The 17,139-nt window shown below is 71.8% G+C and carries 13 protein-coding genes and 1 pseudogene; 9 read left to right on the forward strand and 5 right to left on the reverse strand.

All coding sequences use genetic code 11. The annotated features are described in order from the left end of the window. Nucleotides 1-59: 59 nt before the first annotated feature. Nucleotides 60-509, forward strand: coding sequence for a spore-associated protein (locus OG867_RS30490; protein ID WP_406290262.1), 450 nt, complete (start codon nt 60-62; stop codon nt 507-509). A gap of 52 nt (nt 510-561) precedes the next feature. Here OG867_RS30490 and OG867_RS30495 read toward each other — a convergent pair whose 3' ends face one another. Together OG867_RS30495 and OG867_RS30500 are read right to left on the reverse strand one after the other, a co-directional pair. Continuing rightward, nucleotides 562-3,759 (reverse strand): TIM-barrel domain-containing protein, encoded by a 3,198-nt coding sequence (locus tag OG867_RS30495; RefSeq protein WP_406291227.1) that lies wholly within the window; start codon nt 3,757-3,759, stop codon nt 562-564. A gap of 262 nt (nt 3,760-4,021) precedes the next feature. Next, nucleotides 4,022-4,679: pseudogene (locus OG867_RS30500) on the reverse strand (DUF1838 family protein). Between the two features lie 296 nt (nt 4,680-4,975). Between OG867_RS30500 and OG867_RS30505 the strand changes: the two are divergent. After that, nucleotides 4,976-5,704, forward strand: coding sequence for an esterase/lipase family protein (locus tag OG867_RS30505; RefSeq protein WP_406290264.1), 729 nt, complete (start codon nt 4,976-4,978; stop codon nt 5,702-5,704). Nucleotides 5,705-5,774: 70 nt separating this feature from the next. Here the strand turns inward: OG867_RS30505 and OG867_RS30510 are convergent, their stop codons facing one another. Further along, nucleotides 5,775-6,965, reverse strand: a complete 1,191-nt coding sequence (locus tag OG867_RS30510; RefSeq protein ID WP_406290266.1) for a hypothetical protein — start codon at nt 6,963-6,965, stop codon at nt 5,775-5,777. 155 nt (nt 6,966-7,120) lie between these two features. Then, nucleotides 7,121-7,921 carry a GNAT family N-acetyltransferase gene (locus OG867_RS30515; protein WP_328898727.1) on the reverse strand — a complete coding sequence of 267 codons (801 nt, stop codon included), beginning with the start codon at nt 7,919-7,921 and terminating at the stop codon, nt 7,121-7,123. Between the two features lie 68 nt (nt 7,922-7,989). Between OG867_RS30515 and OG867_RS30520 the strand changes: the two genes are divergently transcribed. Then, nucleotides 7,990-8,970, forward strand: a complete 981-nt coding sequence (locus OG867_RS30520; protein ID WP_406290268.1) for an aldo/keto reductase — start codon at nt 7,990-7,992, stop codon at nt 8,968-8,970. Here the strand turns inward: OG867_RS30520 and OG867_RS30525 are convergent. Then, entirely contained in the window at nt 8,967-9,827 is an 861-nt protein-coding gene (locus OG867_RS30525; protein WP_328898725.1) for a helix-turn-helix transcriptional regulator, read from the reverse strand. The two genes, OG867_RS30520 and OG867_RS30525, sit on opposite strands and share 4 nt — an antisense overlap. 143 nt (nt 9,828-9,970) lie before the next feature. On the opposite strand from OG867_RS30525, the gene OG867_RS30530 reads away from it, so the two are divergent. The 6 genes from OG867_RS30530 to OG867_RS30555 all read left to right on the forward strand — a co-directional run bounded on the left by OG867_RS30530 (nt 9,971) and on the right by OG867_RS30555 (nt 17,139). Beyond that, the gene (locus OG867_RS30530) at nt 9,971-10,750 is read left to right on the forward strand and encodes an NAD(P)H-dependent oxidoreductase (protein WP_406290270.1); all 780 of its coding nucleotides are present in this window, start codon (nt 9,971-9,973) and stop codon (nt 10,748-10,750) included. A 145-nt stretch (nt 10,751-10,895) separates the two neighbouring features. Next, nucleotides 10,896-11,720 carry an aldo/keto reductase gene (locus OG867_RS30535; protein WP_406290272.1) on the forward strand — a complete coding sequence of 275 codons (825 nt, stop codon included), beginning with the start codon at nt 10,896-10,898 and terminating at the stop codon, nt 11,718-11,720. A 45-nt stretch (nt 11,721-11,765) separates the two neighbouring features. Further along, nucleotides 11,766-12,560 (forward strand): SDR family oxidoreductase, encoded by a 795-nt coding sequence (locus OG867_RS30540; protein WP_328898722.1) that lies wholly within the window; start codon nt 11,766-11,768, stop codon nt 12,558-12,560. 212 nt (nt 12,561-12,772) lie between these two features. Then, nucleotides 12,773-14,221, forward strand: a complete 1,449-nt coding sequence (locus OG867_RS30545) for a glycoside hydrolase family 76 protein (protein WP_406290274.1) — start codon at nt 12,773-12,775, stop codon at nt 14,219-14,221. 76 nt (nt 14,222-14,297) lie between these two features. After that, entirely contained in the window at nt 14,298-16,631 is a 2,334-nt protein-coding gene (locus tag OG867_RS30550; RefSeq protein ID WP_406290276.1) for an excinuclease ABC subunit UvrA, read from the forward strand. A 4-nt stretch (nt 16,632-16,635) separates the two neighbouring features. Then, nucleotides 16,636-17,139 (forward strand): GNAT family N-acetyltransferase, encoded by a 504-nt coding sequence (locus tag OG867_RS30555; RefSeq protein WP_406290278.1) that lies wholly within the window; start codon nt 16,636-16,638, stop codon nt 17,137-17,139.

The following is a 17,139-nucleotide window of genomic DNA, read 5'->3' on the forward strand; positions in this document are numbered from 1 at the left end:
GTCCCTCGGAGGTCCCAACAAGTGGGAGCAAAACACTCCTGGAGCTACAAGGGGGAAATATGCGAAACATCCGTACTCTCGCCACCGCCGGGGCCCTGACCACCCTGATGGTGGGTGCGACGGCCGCCTTCGGCCCGACCGCTTCCGCCGCGCCCAACACCACCCCGCAGAAGGTCTGCGGCAGCGCGTACAAGACCGTCAACTCCGCCGCCGTGGGCTCCCTCGGCACGGTCTACCTGACGTACAACGCGTCGAACGGCAAGAACTGCGTCGTGACGATCCGGTCCACGCCCGGCACCGCGAAGGACATGTCGGCGTACATCTACGTCCCCGACACCGACGCGTCGGCGAGCGACTACGGCAACTACACGTCGTACGCCGGTCCGGCCTACGCCTACGGCAAGGGCCACTGCGTCAGCTGGGGCGGCCACATCGCCAACGTGTCCGTGTCCGTGGAGAACTCCAACTGCGCCTCCTTCAAGGAGCAGCGGACCCTCGAAGTCCGCTGACCCGCGCCGCTCACCGGCCCGCCCCCGGCTCCCACCGGGGGCGGGCCCGCTTCTACCAGTACGTGACGGTCACCGGCGCGTGCGCATTGCGCTTCGGCAGGGTGATGGTCAGGGTCTTGGACCCCGCGTCCCACGTGTACGCCTGAGCGGACAGGTGAGCCCCGCTCGCTGTGACCTGCCGGGGCGCGTGGTCCGCCTTGACCGACAGGGTCCACACGCGGTGCTTCGCCTGGCCCCGGAAGGAGCCCTTCGCCGCTCCGATCGACACCGTGTGACGTCCGCCCGACTCCTGGTAGGAGACCTTCGTCGTGGCGCTCCGGGCCTTGCCCGCGGCGCCCCCGTCGTCCTCGTACAGGCTGAACGAACCGGAACGGCCCGGGGCGATCGTGAGCGTCAGGTCGTCCGCTCCGGCCGCGCCGTCGTGGGCGACGTCCTGCGTGCGGCCCGGGACGATCGCGCCCGCCCTGACGAACACCGGCATGGTGTCCAGCGTCGTCGTGACGTCCTGGGTCGTGCCGCCCTCGTACGTCTTGCCGGTGAAGTAGTCCGTCCACTGCCCCGGCGGGAACCACACCGACGTCTTCGCGGAGGCGCCGGGCGTGGTGACCGGGGCGACCAGCATGTCGGAACCGTAGAAGTACTCGCTGCCGGCCGTCTCGTACGCCTGCCGCTCCTCCGGGTACTCCAGATACATGGGCCGGACGATCGGCACACCGGTCCGGTTGGCCTCCTCCGCGAGTGTGTACGTGTACGGCAGCAGCTTCTCCCGGAGGTTGAGGAACTTCTTCGCGGACGCCGACGCCTCGGGGCCGTACTGCCAGGGCAGCCGGTCGCTGTGGTTGCTGTGCAGCCGGTCGACGGGCTGGAAGGTGCCGAACTGCACCCAGCGCGCGTACAGGTCGTCGGGCAGCTTCGTCGTGGTGTGCGTGCCGCCGCCGTCGGTGTACGTCTCCGAGCCCTTCAGGCCCGTCGTGTCGTTGTGGCCGCCGATGTCATGCGTGACGTTGGCCATCCCGGTCGCCGCCGATTCGGCGGGGGTGTACCCCACCTCGAACTTCAGCGTGCCCCAGGTGGAGGACGTGTCGCCGGAGAAGTGGACCGTGGTGCGCTTGTCCGCCCAGGGGCCGGTCGGCACCGACTGCTGGCCGCTGTATCCGGCGGCCTGGAGCGAACCGAAGGCGCGCGAGAGGACGAACGGCCGGTCGAGGTGTTTGCCGGTGGTGTCCGCGTACCGCTGGTTGATCCACGCGTCCGGAGTCACCCCGGGCAGCGACGACTGCGACGAGTCGCAGCACCAGTCGAGCCACCAGAAGTCGTTGCCCTGCTCGTCCATGGTCCGGTGCAGATCCATGTACGCCTGCAACTGGTCGGGGTCGCCGAAGTCGAAGACGTAGCAGTCAGGCCCCGCACCGCCGCCGCAACTCCCCTTCTTCAGCTTGCCCTTGGCGGTCCTCTGCGCCTGGGCGAACTGCGGGTCGGCGGCGAGGATGCTGGGGTGCACATTGAGCGTGTTGTGCAGGCCCTGGGACTCGGACCAGTCGAAGAACCCCTTCGGATCGGGGAACTTGGCCGTGTCGATCTCCCAGCCGCTCCAGGCGTTGACGGCCTTGTAGTCGGTGTCCGTCACCAGCACGTCCAGCGGCACGCCCTCCGAGCGGAACTTCGGCAGGATCGTGTTCCGGTAGTCGGCGTCCGTACGGTCGATGTACTCCGAGTACCAGACCCCGTACGCCCAGGAGGGCAGCAGCGCGGGCGGTCCGGTGAGCGTCGCCAGGTCGCCGAGGCCCTGCTTGTAGTCGTGCCCGTAGCCGAAGAGGTAGCCGTCCTGGTACGGGGCGCCGCCGCGGCCGGAGCGCTGGGTCACCTTGCGGGTGGCGGAGTCGTAGAGCGCGGACGGGGTGTCGTCCAGGAGATACCAGCCGTCCTGGTTGAGCAGGCCGGGCGTGGTGGCGGGCGCCGCGCCGTCGCCGGTGACGCCGTCGAGGCCGCGCCGGTAGCCGCCGAGGGCCAGATGCGGCTGCGGAGCCGGGTCCCCGGTGGCGGCGACGGACACGGTGTCCACGTTCACATGGCAGTTCCCCGCGTCCGGGCAGGCGAGCGTGACGTCGTTGGCGCCCGCCTCCAGGTGGACGGGCAGGCTGGCCGTGGACCACGTGTCCCAGTCGTCCGTCGCGGGGAACGACAGGGTGCCGGTGGCGCCACCCGCCGAGACGGTGGCGGTGCGCGCCTCGTGCCCGCCGTCGCCGCCGGGGCCGTTGGCGTACCGGACGCGCAGGCTGTACGTGCCGGCCGAGGGGACCGCCACCACATGCGTGGTCAGCGAGGAACCCTGGTTGAGCTCCGCGACGAAGCCGTTCCCGGCGAAGCCCCGGTGATCGGTGGCGGCGGCCGCCGAACCGACGACGCGCCCGGCCTCCGCCTCGCAGCTCACCCCGAACCGGCAGTCGGCGATCGCCGTGCTCGACGCGGGCGGGTACGCCTCGCCCTCGCCCAGCAGCGCGACGCTGTCCACGTTCACACTGCCGGAGTCCGCGGCGCCCCGGGCCAGGCCGACCGAGTGGTGCCCGGCGTCCAGCCGGACCCCGGCGGAGACGGTGCCCCAGGTGTCCCAGTCCGCCGTCGGCGGCAGCGTCACCCGCTGCTCGTCACCGCCGTCCACCGACAGGGTGAGGGTGCGCGGCTCGCTCTTGCCGTCGCCGCCGCGCGCATTGGCGTACCGCACGGCGAACCGGTAGGCGCCCGCCGTTTTGACATCGATGTCAGAGGACAGGGAGGCGCCGGTGCTCTCGAAGCCGGCGGCGAACCCGGCCCCGGTGTAACCGTCGTGGTCGGACCCCACGGAGACCCCGGCTGCCCGCAGGTTCTCCGCCTCGCACAGCGCGCCGGTCGGGCAGCTGACGCGGTGCCAGGGGGTGGCGGTCACGGGGGAGTCGCCCGCGTTGAGCCGGACCGACAGGTTGCCCGCGTCGAACGGGCCGGAGCCGACCTTGTACCGCAGCGTCACCGCGCTCGTCCTGAGGGTGAGCCAGCCGTTCGTCGTCTTCGCGGTGTACGCCGCCGGGGTGAAGGAGCCGCGGCCGATGGCGTTGAACGTCGCCTCGTCGGTGAACGCCCCGTCGCCCGCGTACTCGGTCCGGATCAGCGTCGGCGACAGGACCTGGAACCGGGCGTCGCCCGAGGTCACCGTCGGGACGTGGCGGCTGTGCGGACCGCCGGCCGAGGCCGGACCCGCCGTGCCCGTCACCGTCATGGCCGCGGCGGTCCCGAGGACGGCGGCTCCACCGATCCACCGCCGCAGCCCTCTGCGCCGCCTCGCGGATGGAGGTTTCATGTGCGACTCCGTTCTCACCCCGACCGGCAGGCCCGTCCGCACCGCGCCGCCCGTTGTGCATCGTTGGAAAAGTGCAAGTGGCATGAGAGCACGCCCCTCGCGCGGTGTCCATAAGCCGGGCGCCGGCCCGTGGGAATCGTCACGGGACGCCCGGAAATCGGCTGTGGGCCTGCGCGCCCTGCTAAGCCGGGGGGTTGAGCTTGCGGAAGTACGTCCAGCTGGTCGCGTTCGGCTCGCTCCACCGCTCCGGCGCGTGCGCGAACTCCGGGTGCCGGTCGGCGATATAGGCGCGGGTGCGCTCGGGCACCTCCGCGTACGAACCGAGCTTCCGGCCCCGGCAGTGGAACGTGAGCCCGCCCGGAGCCTGGCCCCGGGCCATCCACGGCAGCCACGGGGACATCCGCGTCCACGACATCGTGGCGGGCACACCGGGCGCCGGACCGGCCAGGTCCGCCCGGTCGGCGAAGAACTGGAAGAGCTCCAGCGCCCGGTAGGTGTCCCCGGACGAGTGCACGGGGTACTCCGCGACGGGCAGCGGCGACGGATAGGCCAGCGGGATCTCCAGGCTGAAGCACACCTGGGCGCCCAGCTCCGTCATGGGCACCGGGAAGGGCCGCCACTTCTGGTGGGCCGGGTCGTTCCAGACGTGCACCACCGGCAGGCCCTGCCAGGTCCTCCAGGATCTCCCGGGTCTGCGGGTCGAGGTAGAAGGCGGCCTCGCGGGTGAGCAGTTGGAAGGCGTCCGGCCCGGATTCGGCGTCCCGGACGAGGCGGGCGACGTTGACCCCCTCGAAGCCGAAGAGGCGCTGGTAGGGCTGGTCGGGAGCCCAGGCGTACACATCGCCCGACCACCAGTACGTGACCTCCTCGCCGTCGAGGGAGGCCCGGGTGCGGGCGAGGAGGCGGAGCAGCTCAGCGGGAGTGGTCATACGCAGCACTCTGCGCGAGCGCCGCGCCGGCCGGGGGCGGAACACCGCGTCCTGGGACCGAACGGCCGAAAGTGGCCGGTCACCTGCCCCGGCCGTGTCCCCGCCTTCCGAAGACCGGTGAATTAGCCGATGGCGTGGGCACCCCGTGCCCGGCACCTTGTGCGGGCAGGCAACCCCAAACCCGCATCCCCCTCAGGAGTGCCCCCATGCGTCGTCGTTCACCGCGCCGCCTCCTCGGCGTCCTCGCGGCCCTCACGGTCGCGTTCACCCTCTTCGCCCCGGCGTCCGCGGCCGGTGCCGCCGAGACACCCGCCCCGGCCCGCGCTGCCGCGGTGCAGCCGCTGTCGACCTCCACCCCGGTCGTCTTCGTCCACGGCTACACCGGCAGCGCCTCCAACTGGACCACCGCCATGAGCGTCTTCCGTCTCAACGGCTGGTCCAGCTCGAACCTGTTCGCGTACGAGTACGACTCCTACGGCGACAACATCACCAACGCCCAGGGCCTCGCCGCCTTCGTCAACAACGTGAAGTCCCGGACCGGGGCGAGCAAGGTCGCGATCGTCAACCACTCCATGGGCGGCCTGGTCAGCCAGTACTACCTGAAGGTGCTCGGCGGCAACACCAGCGTCAGTCACCTCGCGTCCATCGCCGGCGCCAACCACGGCACGACGGCCGCCGGCGCCTGCCTGATCTACACCACCTGCCGGCAGATGTACCCGGGCTCCTCGTTCATCTCGCAGATCTCCTCCGGTGACGAGACCCCCGGCGACACCACGTACGCCACCTGGTACTCGGCGTGCGACGGTGTCATCCTCCCGTACACCAGCACCCGGCTGAGCGGCGCGACGAACAACAACGTGCTCTGCCAGACCCACATCGGGTACCTGGCCGACACGGTCGTCCTCGGCCAGGTCGCGCGGTTCATCGCCTCCTGACCCCGCGCGGCCCGGACGGGTCCGGTCCCCGACGCCCGCGCGCCGGGGACCGGACCCGTCCGCCGCCCGCTCAGGCCCGGCCGCGCCGACGGCGCACCGCGGTGAAGCCCAGGGCGCCCGCCCCGGCCGCGACGAGGCCCGCCGCGCCCACTGCCGTCGCCGAGAGCCCGCCGCTCCCGGTCTCGGCCAGCTGCGCGGTCACGCGGGACGGCGTCGAGGTGGAGCCGGTGCCCGTCGCGGCGGGGGAGGACGACGCGCTCGCGGTGACGGAGGGCGACGGGGACGCGGTGCCGGAGGCCGCCGCCTTCTTCACGGTGACCGTGGCCCCCTTGCCGCAGCTGGTCGTGCCCCGGAACGGGATCGAACCCTCATTGACAATCACGCACGGGGACACCTCGGTCTTCCCCAGCGGCGCGTCCTTGCGGTAGGTCACGCGGACATCGACGGACGCGCCGGCGTGCGCCGCGAGGGAGGCGTCCTTGCCGATCACGTCGTACCCGTAGACGTCCGGTTCGGCGTTCGAGGTGATCGGCTTGAGCGTCGTCCACGTGCCCGAGCGCCGCACCTGGACGGTGGTGTACCGGTTGGTGAACAGCACGTCCGTGACGTTCTCGTACGCCGACGGCGTCGGGTTGTCGACCGTGGCCTTGAAGGCGATCGCCGGACCACCGGCCGTCGCGGTCACGGGCACACCGGACAGGTGGGTGCTCAGCCCGTCGACCACCACGTCGTCCACATCGGTGTCGTTCGCCGCACCCGAAGCACCGTACGAGATCATCGTCGTCAGCTTCAGGTGGTCGGTGCCGCCGTTGCTGTCGCCGTTGTGCGGGGTGCCCATCGGCAGCCCGAGCCGCAGCTGCACGCTCCGCGACTTCCCGGCGGCCAGCGGGAACTGCTCGGGCAGCTCACCGCCGTACACGGTGCCTTCGACGATCTCCAGCGGCACGGACTTCCAGGTCGTTCCGTCGAGCCGGTACTCCAGGCTCAGGGCGTTCTCCGGCAGGCCGCTGCCGCCGTCGACGCGGTAGATCAGGCGCGCCGACGAGGTGTCGTTCTGGCCGGTGTTGGACGCCGTGGTGGTGAAGGCGACCGGCAGACCGCCGAGGCCGACCATCGCGGGCGCCTCGGTCGCCACGGTCAGTTGGGGCAGGCCGGTGTCGGCCAGGGCGGCCGGGGCCAGGGCGGCTCCGGTGAGGGTCAGCAGCAGGCCGGCGGCCGAGGCGACGGCGGACGAACGCAGGCTGCGCGTAACGGTTTTCATGGTTTCCCCCGTGGTGTGTGGGCGGCGCGGACGGTGGCCGCGTCCCGTCGGCGACGGGTGGATCAGCCCGTCGTCTCACCCAGTTGGACAGGCCACCCGGGCCCCGGGTTGTGACCCCGCGTGTCATGGTTCTGTGACAGCGCCGACGGGCACCTTCACTCCTGCAGCCCGTAGAAGCGCATGGCCGAATTCGGGGTGAAGCCGATCCGCGGGTACACCGGGGCGCCCGCCGCCGTCGCGTGCAGGGTGGCGCGGGTCAGCCCGGTGGCGCGGGCCCCCTCGTACAGCGCCTTGCGCGTCACCGCCTCCCCGTACCCCCGGCGCTCCCACGCCGGATCGGTGGCGACCAGCACGACGAAGAGCCGCCCCGCCGCCTCCACCGTCGCGGCACACGTCACCGGTACACCCTCCCGCAGCCCCAGATAGGCGTGCACCCCGCTCTTCCACAGCGCGGACCCCACCAGCCCGTCGCGGCCCGCGTCCAGGGGGAAGCCGTACGCGCGCGAGTTCAGATCCGCGTACGCCAACAGGTGGGCGTCCTCGCTCACGCGTACGAACTCCAGCTCGGGGTGGGCCGGTTCGGGGAGCGGGAACAGGTCGCCCGCCATGCCCGTGCCGGGGAAGGCGTACGCAAGACCGGCGCGCTCGGCCGCCGTGTCCAGCGAGGCACGCGCCTCCGCGTCGAGGAGCCCCTCGAAGACCCAGAGGAAGCCGGGCCGCCGCTTCGCCCGCATGATGTCCGCCGCCTCGCTCAAGCGCCGGGCGGCGAGCGCCGCGTCCGCGCCTACGTCGGTCAGGGTGACGCAGTTCCAGAACGCGAAGCCGCAGTCGGCCCAGCGCACCGCGATCCCGGGCAGGTCCCGTACGTCCGCGCCGGCGTCCCGGTCGAGCACCATGGTCCGCCAGCCGACGGCGAGTTGTTCCATCGACTCGACCGATTCCGCGAGATACGCCACCACAACTCCTGAAGGTTTCGAAGAACGGGCTTGACCTGGAGCGCGCTTCAACGCCGAGCATGACGGACATGAACGCGAACACGAACCGCACCGACGCGCACGCCACCGACATCAACGAGGCGAACCCCCGGATCGTTCTGGGCACCATGGGCTTCGGCACACAGGTCGACCCCGACACGTCCTTCGCCATCCTGGACGCCTTCGTCGCCGGTGGCGGTGACTGGCTCGACACCGCCAACTGCTACTCCTTCTGGGCCGATCCCAGCGGCGTCGGGGGCGCCAGTGAGCGCGTCATAGGCGCGTGGCTGGCGGCCCGCCCCGGCGCCCGCGACGCCATACGCATCGCGACCAAGGTCCGGCAGAACCCGCTCGTCCCGCACTCCTGGCCCGAGAGCGCGGAAGGTCTCTCCGCCCGCGCCGTCCACGCGGGCATGGCGCAGAGCCTGGAACGCCTCGGCGTCGACCACGTCGACCTGCTGTGGGCGCACGCCGAGGACCGCACCGTTCCCCTGGAGGAGACCGTCGGGGCCTTCGGTGAACTGGTGACCAAGGGCGTGGCGTTGCGGGTCGGCGCGGCGAACCACACCGCCTGGCGCGTCGAGCGCGCCCGGTCCCTCGCCCGCGAGCGGGGCGCGGAGCCGTGGACCGCCCTGCAACTGCGCCACTCCCTCGTCCAGCCCCGCCCGCTGACCCCCGTCGCGGAGGGCGGCCACCGTCACCTCACGCCCGAGGACCTGGACCTCGCCGCGGCGGAAGGACTCGACGTGTGGGCGTACAGCTCCCTGCTCTGGGGCTCCTACACCCGCCCGGAGAAGCCGTTCCCGGACACGTACGACCACCCCGGCACCGCCAGGGTGCTCGCGGTCCTGGACGAGGTCGCCGGTGAGGTCTCCGCGACGAAGAACCAGGTCGTCCTGGCGTGGCTGCTGCACCAGGGCATCTCGCCGATCGTCGGCGTGAGCCGCGTACGGCATGTCGAGGAAGCGCTCGCCGCCCGGGACGTCCGGCTCGGCGACGACCACCTGGCACGCTTCGAGGCGGCGCGCTAGCGGGGGCGCTCCTCGCGGACCCGGGGCCGGTCGGGTGCCTCGTCGCTCTCCGCGTCCGCCCCCAGCCCGGCCAGCAGCCGCAGCCCGTCCTCCGCCGGGCTGCCGGGCGCCGCCGACAGCACGATCATCTCGCGGCCCGGCGCGTCCGCCAGCGAGAAGTTCTCCTGGTGCAGCTCCAACAGGCCGACGAGCGGGTGCCGGTAGACCTTGCGTCCATGCGTACGGGCGCGCACGTCCGCGCGGGCCCACAGCCGGCGGAAGCGGTCGCTGCCCATCGACAGCTCCCCGATGAGCGAGGCCAGCCGCGCGTCGTCCGGATACTCGCCGGCGGCCAGCCGCAGGTGGCCGACCGCGTCCAGGGTGCACTGCTCCCACTCCGCGTACAGACCCCGCTCGGTCTCCTCCAGGAAGAGGTGCCGGGCGGTGTTCATCCCCGGCAGCGGCCGGCCGTACAGCAGCCGGGCCAGGCGGTTGCCCGCGAGGACGTCCATGCGGTGGTCCATGAGCACCGCGGGGGCGTCCACGACCAGGTCGAGGACCCGCAGCACCTCCGGCCGGACCCGCCCGCCCGGCGCCTTCGCCCGCCGGCGCCGCTGCCGGGCGAGCCGGTCGAGGTGCTCGCGCTCGGTCTCGTCCAGGCCGAGGACGCGGGCGAGCGCGTCGAGGACCTGCTCCGACGGCTGCGTCGCGCGGCCCTGTTCCAGGCGCACGTAGTAGTCGACGCTCACCCCGGACAGGTGCGCGACCTCTTCGCGGCGCAGCCCCTCGACCCGGCGGCGGCTGTCGGCGGAGATGCCGGCCGAGGCCGGGTCGACCCGGGCGCGCCGGGTCCGCAGGAATCCCGCGAGATCGTCCATGCCCCCAGTATGGCCACGCCCGGCCCACGCGAGGGTGGCCCTGCCGGTACCAGGAAGTCCCGTCCGACGGAAGCGGCGCCCCTGAACAACGGGCGTCCCGGCCTCCAGGATCGAACCATCCGATCCGAAGGAGTGCGATTCCCATGAAGACGCTCATCATCCACGCCCACCCCGAGCCGAAGTCCCTCAACGGCTCGCTCAAGGACCTCGCGGTCTCGACCCTGGAGGCGGCCGGGCACGAGGTGCGGGTGAGCGACCTGTACGCGATGAAGTGGAAGACCACCGTCGACGCGGCGGACTACGGGTCCGACGCCTCGGACCCGCTCCGGCCGGCCCGCGACTCCGGCCGCGCCTTCGACGCCGGCACGCTCACCCCGGACGTGCGCGCCGAGCAGGAGAAGCTGCTGTGGGCGGAGACCGTCATCTTCCAGTTCCCCCTGTGGTGGTACACGATGCCGGCGATCCTCAAGGGCTGGGTGGACCGCGTGTTCACGTTCCACTTCGCGTACGGCGTCGGCGAGCACAGCGACATCAAGTACGGCGAGCGCTACGGAGAAGGCACCCTCGCGGGCCGCCGGGCGATGCTCTCGGTGACCGTCGGCGGCCTCGAATCCCACTACGCGCCCCGGGGCATCAACGGCCCCATCGACGACCTGCTGTTCCCGATCCAGCACGGCATCCTCCACTACCCCGGCCTGGAGGTGCTGCCGCCGTTCGTCCTGTACGGCACCGACCGGATGACCGACGCGGACTATCCGGAAGCGGCCAAGGCATGGCAGGAGCGCCTGCTCACGCTGGAAACGACCGCCTCGGTCCCGTATCGCCGCCAGAACTTCGGCGACTACGAGATCCCCTCCCTGCATCTCAGGGAGGGCCTGGAACCGGCGGGGCGCACGGGCTTCGGGCTGCACGTGGGGGAGTGACCGACGCGGGAAGCCGTCGATTGCATTAGTGTGCGTGTGCAAGTATTGTCAATGCATGTAAGACGCGCTTGCATGAATGTGTGGCGAGCCGGCCCGGCTCGGCTCGCCGCACGGCGTACGACGAACACGTAAAGGACCACCCCCCATGACCTCCGTGCCCCACATCGCGCTCAACAACGGCGTCCACATGCCCCAGCTCGGCTTCGGCGTCTTCCAGGTGCCCGACGACGAGACCGCCACCGCGGTCGGGCACGCGCTGGACGCCGGCTACCGCAGCATCGACACCGCCGCGGTCTACGGCAACGAACGCGGTGTCGGCCGGGCCCTCGCCGACTCCGGCCTGCCGCGCGAGGAGCTCTTCGTCACCACCAAGCTGTGGAACGCCGACCAGGGCTACGACCAGGCGCTCACCGCCTTCGACGCCTCCCTGCACAAGCTCGGCCTGGACCATGTGGACCTCTACCTCATCCACTGGCCCACCCCTGCCCGGGACCTGTACGCGGAGACGTACAAGGCGCTGGAGAAGATCCTCGCCGACGGCCGTGCCCGAGCGATCGGCGTCTCCAACTTCCAGGTCCCCCACCTGCGGCGGCTCATGGACCACACCGGCACCGTCCCCGCCGTCAACCAGGTCGAGCTGCACCCCGGCCTCCAGCAGACGGAGCTGCGCGCCTTCCACGCCGAGCACGGCATCGCGACCGAGGCGTGGAGCCCGCTGGCCCAGGGTGCGGTGCTGGAGGACGAGGCGGTCGTGCGCATCGCTCAGGCCAACGGCGTAACCCCGGCCCAGGTCGTGCTGCGCTGGCACCTGGCGACGGGCAACATCGTGATCCCCAAGTCCGTCACCCCCGCCCGCATCCGGCAGAACCTCGACGTCTTCGGCTTCGGGCTCACCGACGCCGACCTGGCCGACCTCGCCGCCCTCGACCGGGGACTGCGCACCGGTCCGGACCCCGACACCCTCAACTGACCCGCGCGGGCCGTGTCGCCGGCCCCGGCGCGAGGAGGACCCGCCATGCACATCGATCTCTCCGGCCGCACCGCCCTGGTCACCGGCTCCACCCAGGGCATCGGCGAGGCCATCGCCGTCGGGCTGGCCCGGGCCGGCGCCCATGTCGTCGTGAACGGCCGCGGCCAGGAGCGGGTCGCCGAGGCCGTCCACTCCGTACGGACCGCCTCGGGGAGTGACGAGGTCACCGGTGCGGCGGGCGACCTCGCGACCGAGGACGGGGCCGCGGCCGTCCTGGAGGCCGCACCGGCGGTGGACATCCTGGTCAACAGCCTCGGTGTCTTCGGGTCCGCCGCGCCGCTGGAGATCGAGGACGCGGAGTGGCGCCGCTACTTCGAGGTCAACGTCCTTTCCGCCGTCCGCCTCATCCGCGCCTACCTGCCGCGTATGAAGGACAACGGCTGGGGGCGCGTCCTCAACATCGCCAGCGACTCGGCCGTGGCCATCCCCGCCGAGATGATCCACTACGGCATGACCAAGACCTCGCTGCTCGCCGTCTCCCGGGGCTTCGCCAAGGACGCCGCCGGCACCGGAGTCACGGTCAACTCCGTCATCGCGGGACCCACCCGCACCGGCGGCGTCGAGGACTTCGTCCGCGAACTCGTCGGCGACGACCTCCCCTGGGACGAGGCCCAGCACGCGTTCATGGTCAGGCACCGCCCCCAGTCCCTGCTGCAACGCCTGATCGAGCCCGAGGAGATCGCGCACATGGTCGTCTACCTCGCCTCGCCGTACGCCTCCGCCACCACGGGCGGCGCCCTCCGCGTCGACGGCGGGTATGTGGACTCGATCCTTCCCTGAGCGAACCCGTGGCCGGGCGGAGCAATCACGCGGCCGGGGCGGGGAGGCGGCCGGGGGCGTGGTCCGGGGGCACGAACCGGGCGCCGTCCGCCGTGCGGCCGATGCGCGTGCCGTTGACGTGCCCATGGCGCTTCGCTAGCGTCGGAGAGCGTTCTCCTGCGCGTCGGCGGAGCGCCCTCCGTCGCCCCCACACACGTTCCGGGAGCCCCTCCATGAAGCCTGCGCGTCCCCGGGCGGCCCTCATCGGCGCCGTACTGACAACGTTGTCCGCGCTCCTCGTGGGCGCCGTCCCCGCCGTCGCCGCCCCGGAGGCGGCGGTGTGCAACACGTACTGCGACGCGCGGGACCCGGCGCTCAGTCCGCAGGACCGGATTCCGGTCACGGCCACCGTCGACTCCCGCACGATCGCCCTCCACATCGACGACACCGACGCGATGGGCTGGGGCTCCCTCGACAACGGCGGGGAGGGCGACCAGGTCTGGCTGGACCGGTCCATGGACGGCGGCAGGACCTGGGCCTCGGGCAGCAAGCTGGGCGACACCGCCGTGCCGTCCGGGGGCCGGGGGTGGCGCACCCAGATGTACAACGTGGACGACTGGAACACCCAGGGCGTCGGAGCCCTGCGCGCCTGCGGGCAGCCCGCGGGCGGCGGCGGCATCGCGTGCACCCCCTGGGCGCGCACCACATGGAACGCGGGCAACAGGAGCACCGCCGCCGCGACCGCCCTGATGATGTCGTACGACCGGGGCACCAAACTCTTCGGCGGCAACGGCTGGTGGACGGCGGCCAACGCGCTGACCGCCGTCATCGACAACATCCGGATCACCGGCATGGGCAGCTACCGGTACGCCATCGCGGACACGTACGAGAAGAACATCAACGCCCAGGGCGGCCGGTTCCGCAACGAATACCTGGACGACACCGGCTGGTGGGGCCTCGCCTGGATCGCCGCGTACGACCTCACGGGGGAGAGCCGCTACCTCGACACCGCCCGGGCCGACGCGGACCACATGTTCGCCAACTGGAACGGCACCTGCGGCGGCGGGGTCCGGTGGAACACCGACGGCAACTACAAGAACGCCATCACCAACGAACTCTTCCTCGGCCTCACGGCCGCCCTGCACAACCGCATCCCCGGCGACACCGTGTACCTGGACCGGGCCAAGAACGAGTGGGACTGGTTCCAGCGCAGCGGCATGATCAACGGTGACCGCATGATCAACGACGGGCTCGACGGCAACTGCGCCAACAACGGCCAGCCCACCTGGACGTACAACCAGGGCGTCATCCTGGGCGCGCTCACCGAACTGCACCGGGCCACCGGCGACCAGTCCCTCCTGACGACCGCGCGCGGCCTCGCCGACGCGTCCACCGTCCGGCTCCAGACCGACGGCGTCCTGCGCGAGCCCGGCGAGGGCGACAGCTGCACCGGGGACGGCCCCAGCTTCAAGGGCGCCTACGTGCGCGGCCTCGGCGCTCTCGACCGCGCGCTCTCCGACCACCCGTACGCCGCACCCCTCACCCGCTGGGCCGACAGCGCCCACAACCGCGACCGCAACGCCCTCGACCAGTACGGCCCGCACTGGAACGGCGGTGGCGGGACCACCGACTACGGCTGCCAGCAGAGCGCGCTCGACCTGCTCAACGCCGCCACCGGCTGACTTCGGGGGCGCCCGGCACGCGAAATGCCGGGCGCCCTCACCCGTGAAGGAACACGCGGCTGAGTACGATCCCCTGATGAGCGATGCGCATGCGGCCGGGGTGATCCGCGTGGTCGGCGCGGCGACGAACAACCTCAAGGACGTCAGCGTCGACGTGCCCAAGAAGGCGCTCACCGTCGTCACGGGGGTGTCCGGCTCGGGCAAGTCCTCGCTGGTGCTGGACACGATCGCGGCCGAGGCCCAGCGGCTGGTCAACGACGCCTACCCGACGTTCGTACGCAACCGGCTGCCGCAGCTGCCCGCGCCCGAGGTCCAGTCGATGGACGGGCTCACGTTCACGGCGCTGATCGACCAGCGCCGCTTCACCGGCAACGCCCGCTCGGTCGTGGCGACCGCCTGCGACGTCGCACCGCTGATGCGGCTCGTGTTCTCCCGGATCGGCGAACCCTCCGCCGGCTACACGCCCGCGTACTCCTTCAACGACCCGACCGGGATGTGCCCGCGGTGCGAGGGCATCGGCACTGTGGTCGACATCGACCCCGGCGAACTCATCGACCCGGAGAAGTCCATCAACGAGGGGCCCGTCCGGTTCAGCCTGTTCCGGTGCGGCGGATACCGGTGGAAGCGGTTCGCGTACAGCGGTCTGTTCGACCGGGACAAGCCGCTGAAGGACTACACGGACGAGGAGATGGGCCTCTTCCTCCACGCCGAGCAGCTGAAACCGCCCCACCCGGACCCGGAGTTCCCGAAGACCGCCCGCTTCGACGGTGTCATCACCCGTATGCGCGACACCTTCGTCAAGAACCACCCGACGAAGGTCTCCGCCCAGGTCCGCGAGGAGCTGGACCGCATCACCACCCGCCACACCTGCCCGGAGTGCCACGGCGCCCGGCTCAACGAGGCGGCCAGAGCCAGCCTGATCGACGGCCGCTCCCTCGCGGACTGGTCGGCCCTGTCGGTCACCCGGTTACGGGAACTGCTGGCGGACACCCACGACCCGCGCGTCGAACCCGCGCTCGACGGCATCCGCGCCACGCTCGACGCCCTCCGCTCCGTCGGTCTGGGCTACCTCTCCCTGGACCGGACCTCCTCCAGCCTCTCCGGAGGCGAGGCCCAGCGCGTGAAGATCGTCCGGCACCTGGGCAGCGCCCTCACCGACGTCACCTATGTGTTCGACGAGCCCTCGGTCGGCCTGCACCCCGTGGACGTCCACCTCCTCACCCATCTGCTGCTCCGGCTGCGGGACTCGGGCAACACCGTGCTGGTGGTCGAGCACCACCGGCAGATGATCGACATCGCGGACCACGTCATCGACGTCGGCCCGGGCGCCGGGGCGGACGGCGGCCGGATCGAGTTCGAGGGCACGCCCGACGCCCTGCGCGCGAGCGGGACGGTGACGGGGCGACTGCTCGGCACACCGCTGGAGGTCGCGACCACCGCCCGCCCCCGACAGGGCTGCGTTGTCGTCCGGAAGGCCCGGGCCAACAATCTGACCGGCTTCGACGCCGAGATCCCGCTCGGCGTCCTCACCGCCGTCACCGGCGTCGCCGGCTCCGGCAAGAGCTCGCTCGCCACCCAGGAACTCCCCGCCCAACACCCCGAGTTCACCGTCGTGGGCCAGGACCCGCTGCGCGGCGGGGTGCGGTCCACCTCGCTGTCCATCCTCGGCGTCGCCGACCACGTCCGGGGCGCGTTCGCCCGGGCATCGGACCTGGACCCGTCCTGGTTCAGCTTCAACTCCAAGGGCGCCTGCCCCGCCTGCCGGGGCAAGGGCCACCTCACCACCGAGCTGGCGTTCCTGGACGACGTCTCCACCCCGTGCGACGTCTGCGGGGGCCTGCGTTTCAACGACACGGCGCTCGCCGTCACGGTCCGGGGCAGCACCATCGCCGACGTGCTCTCCATGGCCGCACACGAACTCGCGGACCTGCTCCCCGACGACCCCGAGATCGTCGGGGCGATGTCCTGGCAGCAACGCGTCGGCCTCGGCTACATCGCCGTCGGCCAGTCCCTCGACACCCTCTCCGGCGGCGAGAAACAGCGCCTCCTCCTGGCGCGCCACCTCAGCGGCGTGGACGACCTGGCCGGCGAGCGGATCGTCCTGGACGAGCCGACCACCGGGCTGCACCCCAGCGACGTGGACCGGATCAACGTGCTCTTCGACGACCTGCTGGACGGCGGGGCCACGCTCGTCGTGGTCGAGCACAACCTCCGCGTCGTCGCCCGCGCCGACCACGTCATCGACATCGGGCCCGGGGCCGGCAGCGACGGCGGCCGGGTCGTCTTCACCGGCACCCCCGCCGCCCTGCTCGGCGACGACACCTCGCTGACCGGCCGCGCGCTCCGGCTCGCCTCCGCACCGGAGACCCGGCCTCGCCGGAAGAAGGCCCGTGGCCGTGCGGCAGAGTAGGGGCATGCCGACCTACGCGACCATGCCGTACCACCTGGAGACCGAGCGGCTGATCCTGCGCCCCTGGGCCGAATCCGACGCCGCCGAGTTCGGCGAACTCCTCTCCGAGCGCGGCGAGGAGAACTACACCGTGGAACGCGCCCGCAAGGGCATCGCCGGTCTCCTCGCCGGCACGGAGGACACCGGCATCGCCCTCCTCCCCATCCAGCGCCGCGACGAGGGCGACTTCATCGGATACTGCGGGCTGATCATCGGCCGCTCCACCCTGGAGGAGCCCGAGATCGCCTACGAGCTCTTCCGGCGCGCGCACAACAAGGGGTACGCCACCGAGGCCGCCCGCGCCGTGCTCGGTGCCGCCGCCGCGACCGGGCGGCGGCGGCTCTGGTCGACCGTCGCCACCTGGAACGAGCCCTCGCTCCGCGTCCTGGAGAAGCTGGACTTCGTACGGGACCACCTCTCCATGGAGGAGAACGGCGAAATCGTGTGGCTCACCCGCGCGTTGCCGTAG

The sequence above is a fragment of the Streptomyces sp. NBC_00209 genome (assembly GCF_045206345.1).
Taxonomy (GTDB): Bacteria; Actinomycetota; Actinomycetes; order Streptomycetales; family Streptomycetaceae; genus Streptomyces.

Coding starts and splice junctions, on each gene's coding strand:
- OG867_RS30490 (WP_406290262.1), top strand. CDS start 60: ATGCGAAACATCCGTACTCTCGCCACCGCCGGGGCCCTGACCACCCTG.
- OG867_RS30495 (WP_406291227.1), bottom strand. CDS start 3,759: ATGACGGTGACGGGCACGGCGGGTCCGGCCTCGGCCGGCGGTCCGCAC.
- OG867_RS30505 (WP_406290264.1), top strand. CDS start 4,976: ATGCGTCGTCGTTCACCGCGCCGCCTCCTCGGCGTCCTCGCGGCCCTC.
- OG867_RS30510 (WP_406290266.1), bottom strand. CDS start 6,965: ATGAAAACCGTTACGCGCAGCCTGCGTTCGTCCGCCGTCGCCTCGGCC.
- OG867_RS30520 (WP_406290268.1), top strand. CDS start 7,990: ATGAACGCGAACACGAACCGCACCGACGCGCACGCCACCGACATCAAC.
- OG867_RS30525 (WP_328898725.1), bottom strand. CDS start 9,827: ATGGACGATCTCGCGGGATTCCTGCGGACCCGGCGCGCCCGGGTCGAC.
- OG867_RS30530 (WP_406290270.1), top strand. CDS start 9,971: ATGAAGACGCTCATCATCCACGCCCACCCCGAGCCGAAGTCCCTCAAC.
- OG867_RS30535 (WP_406290272.1), top strand. CDS start 10,896: ATGACCTCCGTGCCCCACATCGCGCTCAACAACGGCGTCCACATGCCC.
- OG867_RS30540 (WP_328898722.1), top strand. CDS start 11,766: ATGCACATCGATCTCTCCGGCCGCACCGCCCTGGTCACCGGCTCCACC.
- OG867_RS30545 (WP_406290274.1), top strand. CDS start 12,773: ATGAAGCCTGCGCGTCCCCGGGCGGCCCTCATCGGCGCCGTACTGACA.
- OG867_RS30550 (WP_406290276.1), top strand. CDS start 14,298: ATGAGCGATGCGCATGCGGCCGGGGTGATCCGCGTGGTCGGCGCGGCG.
- OG867_RS30555 (WP_406290278.1), top strand. CDS start 16,636: ATGCCGACCTACGCGACCATGCCGTACCACCTGGAGACCGAGCGGCTG.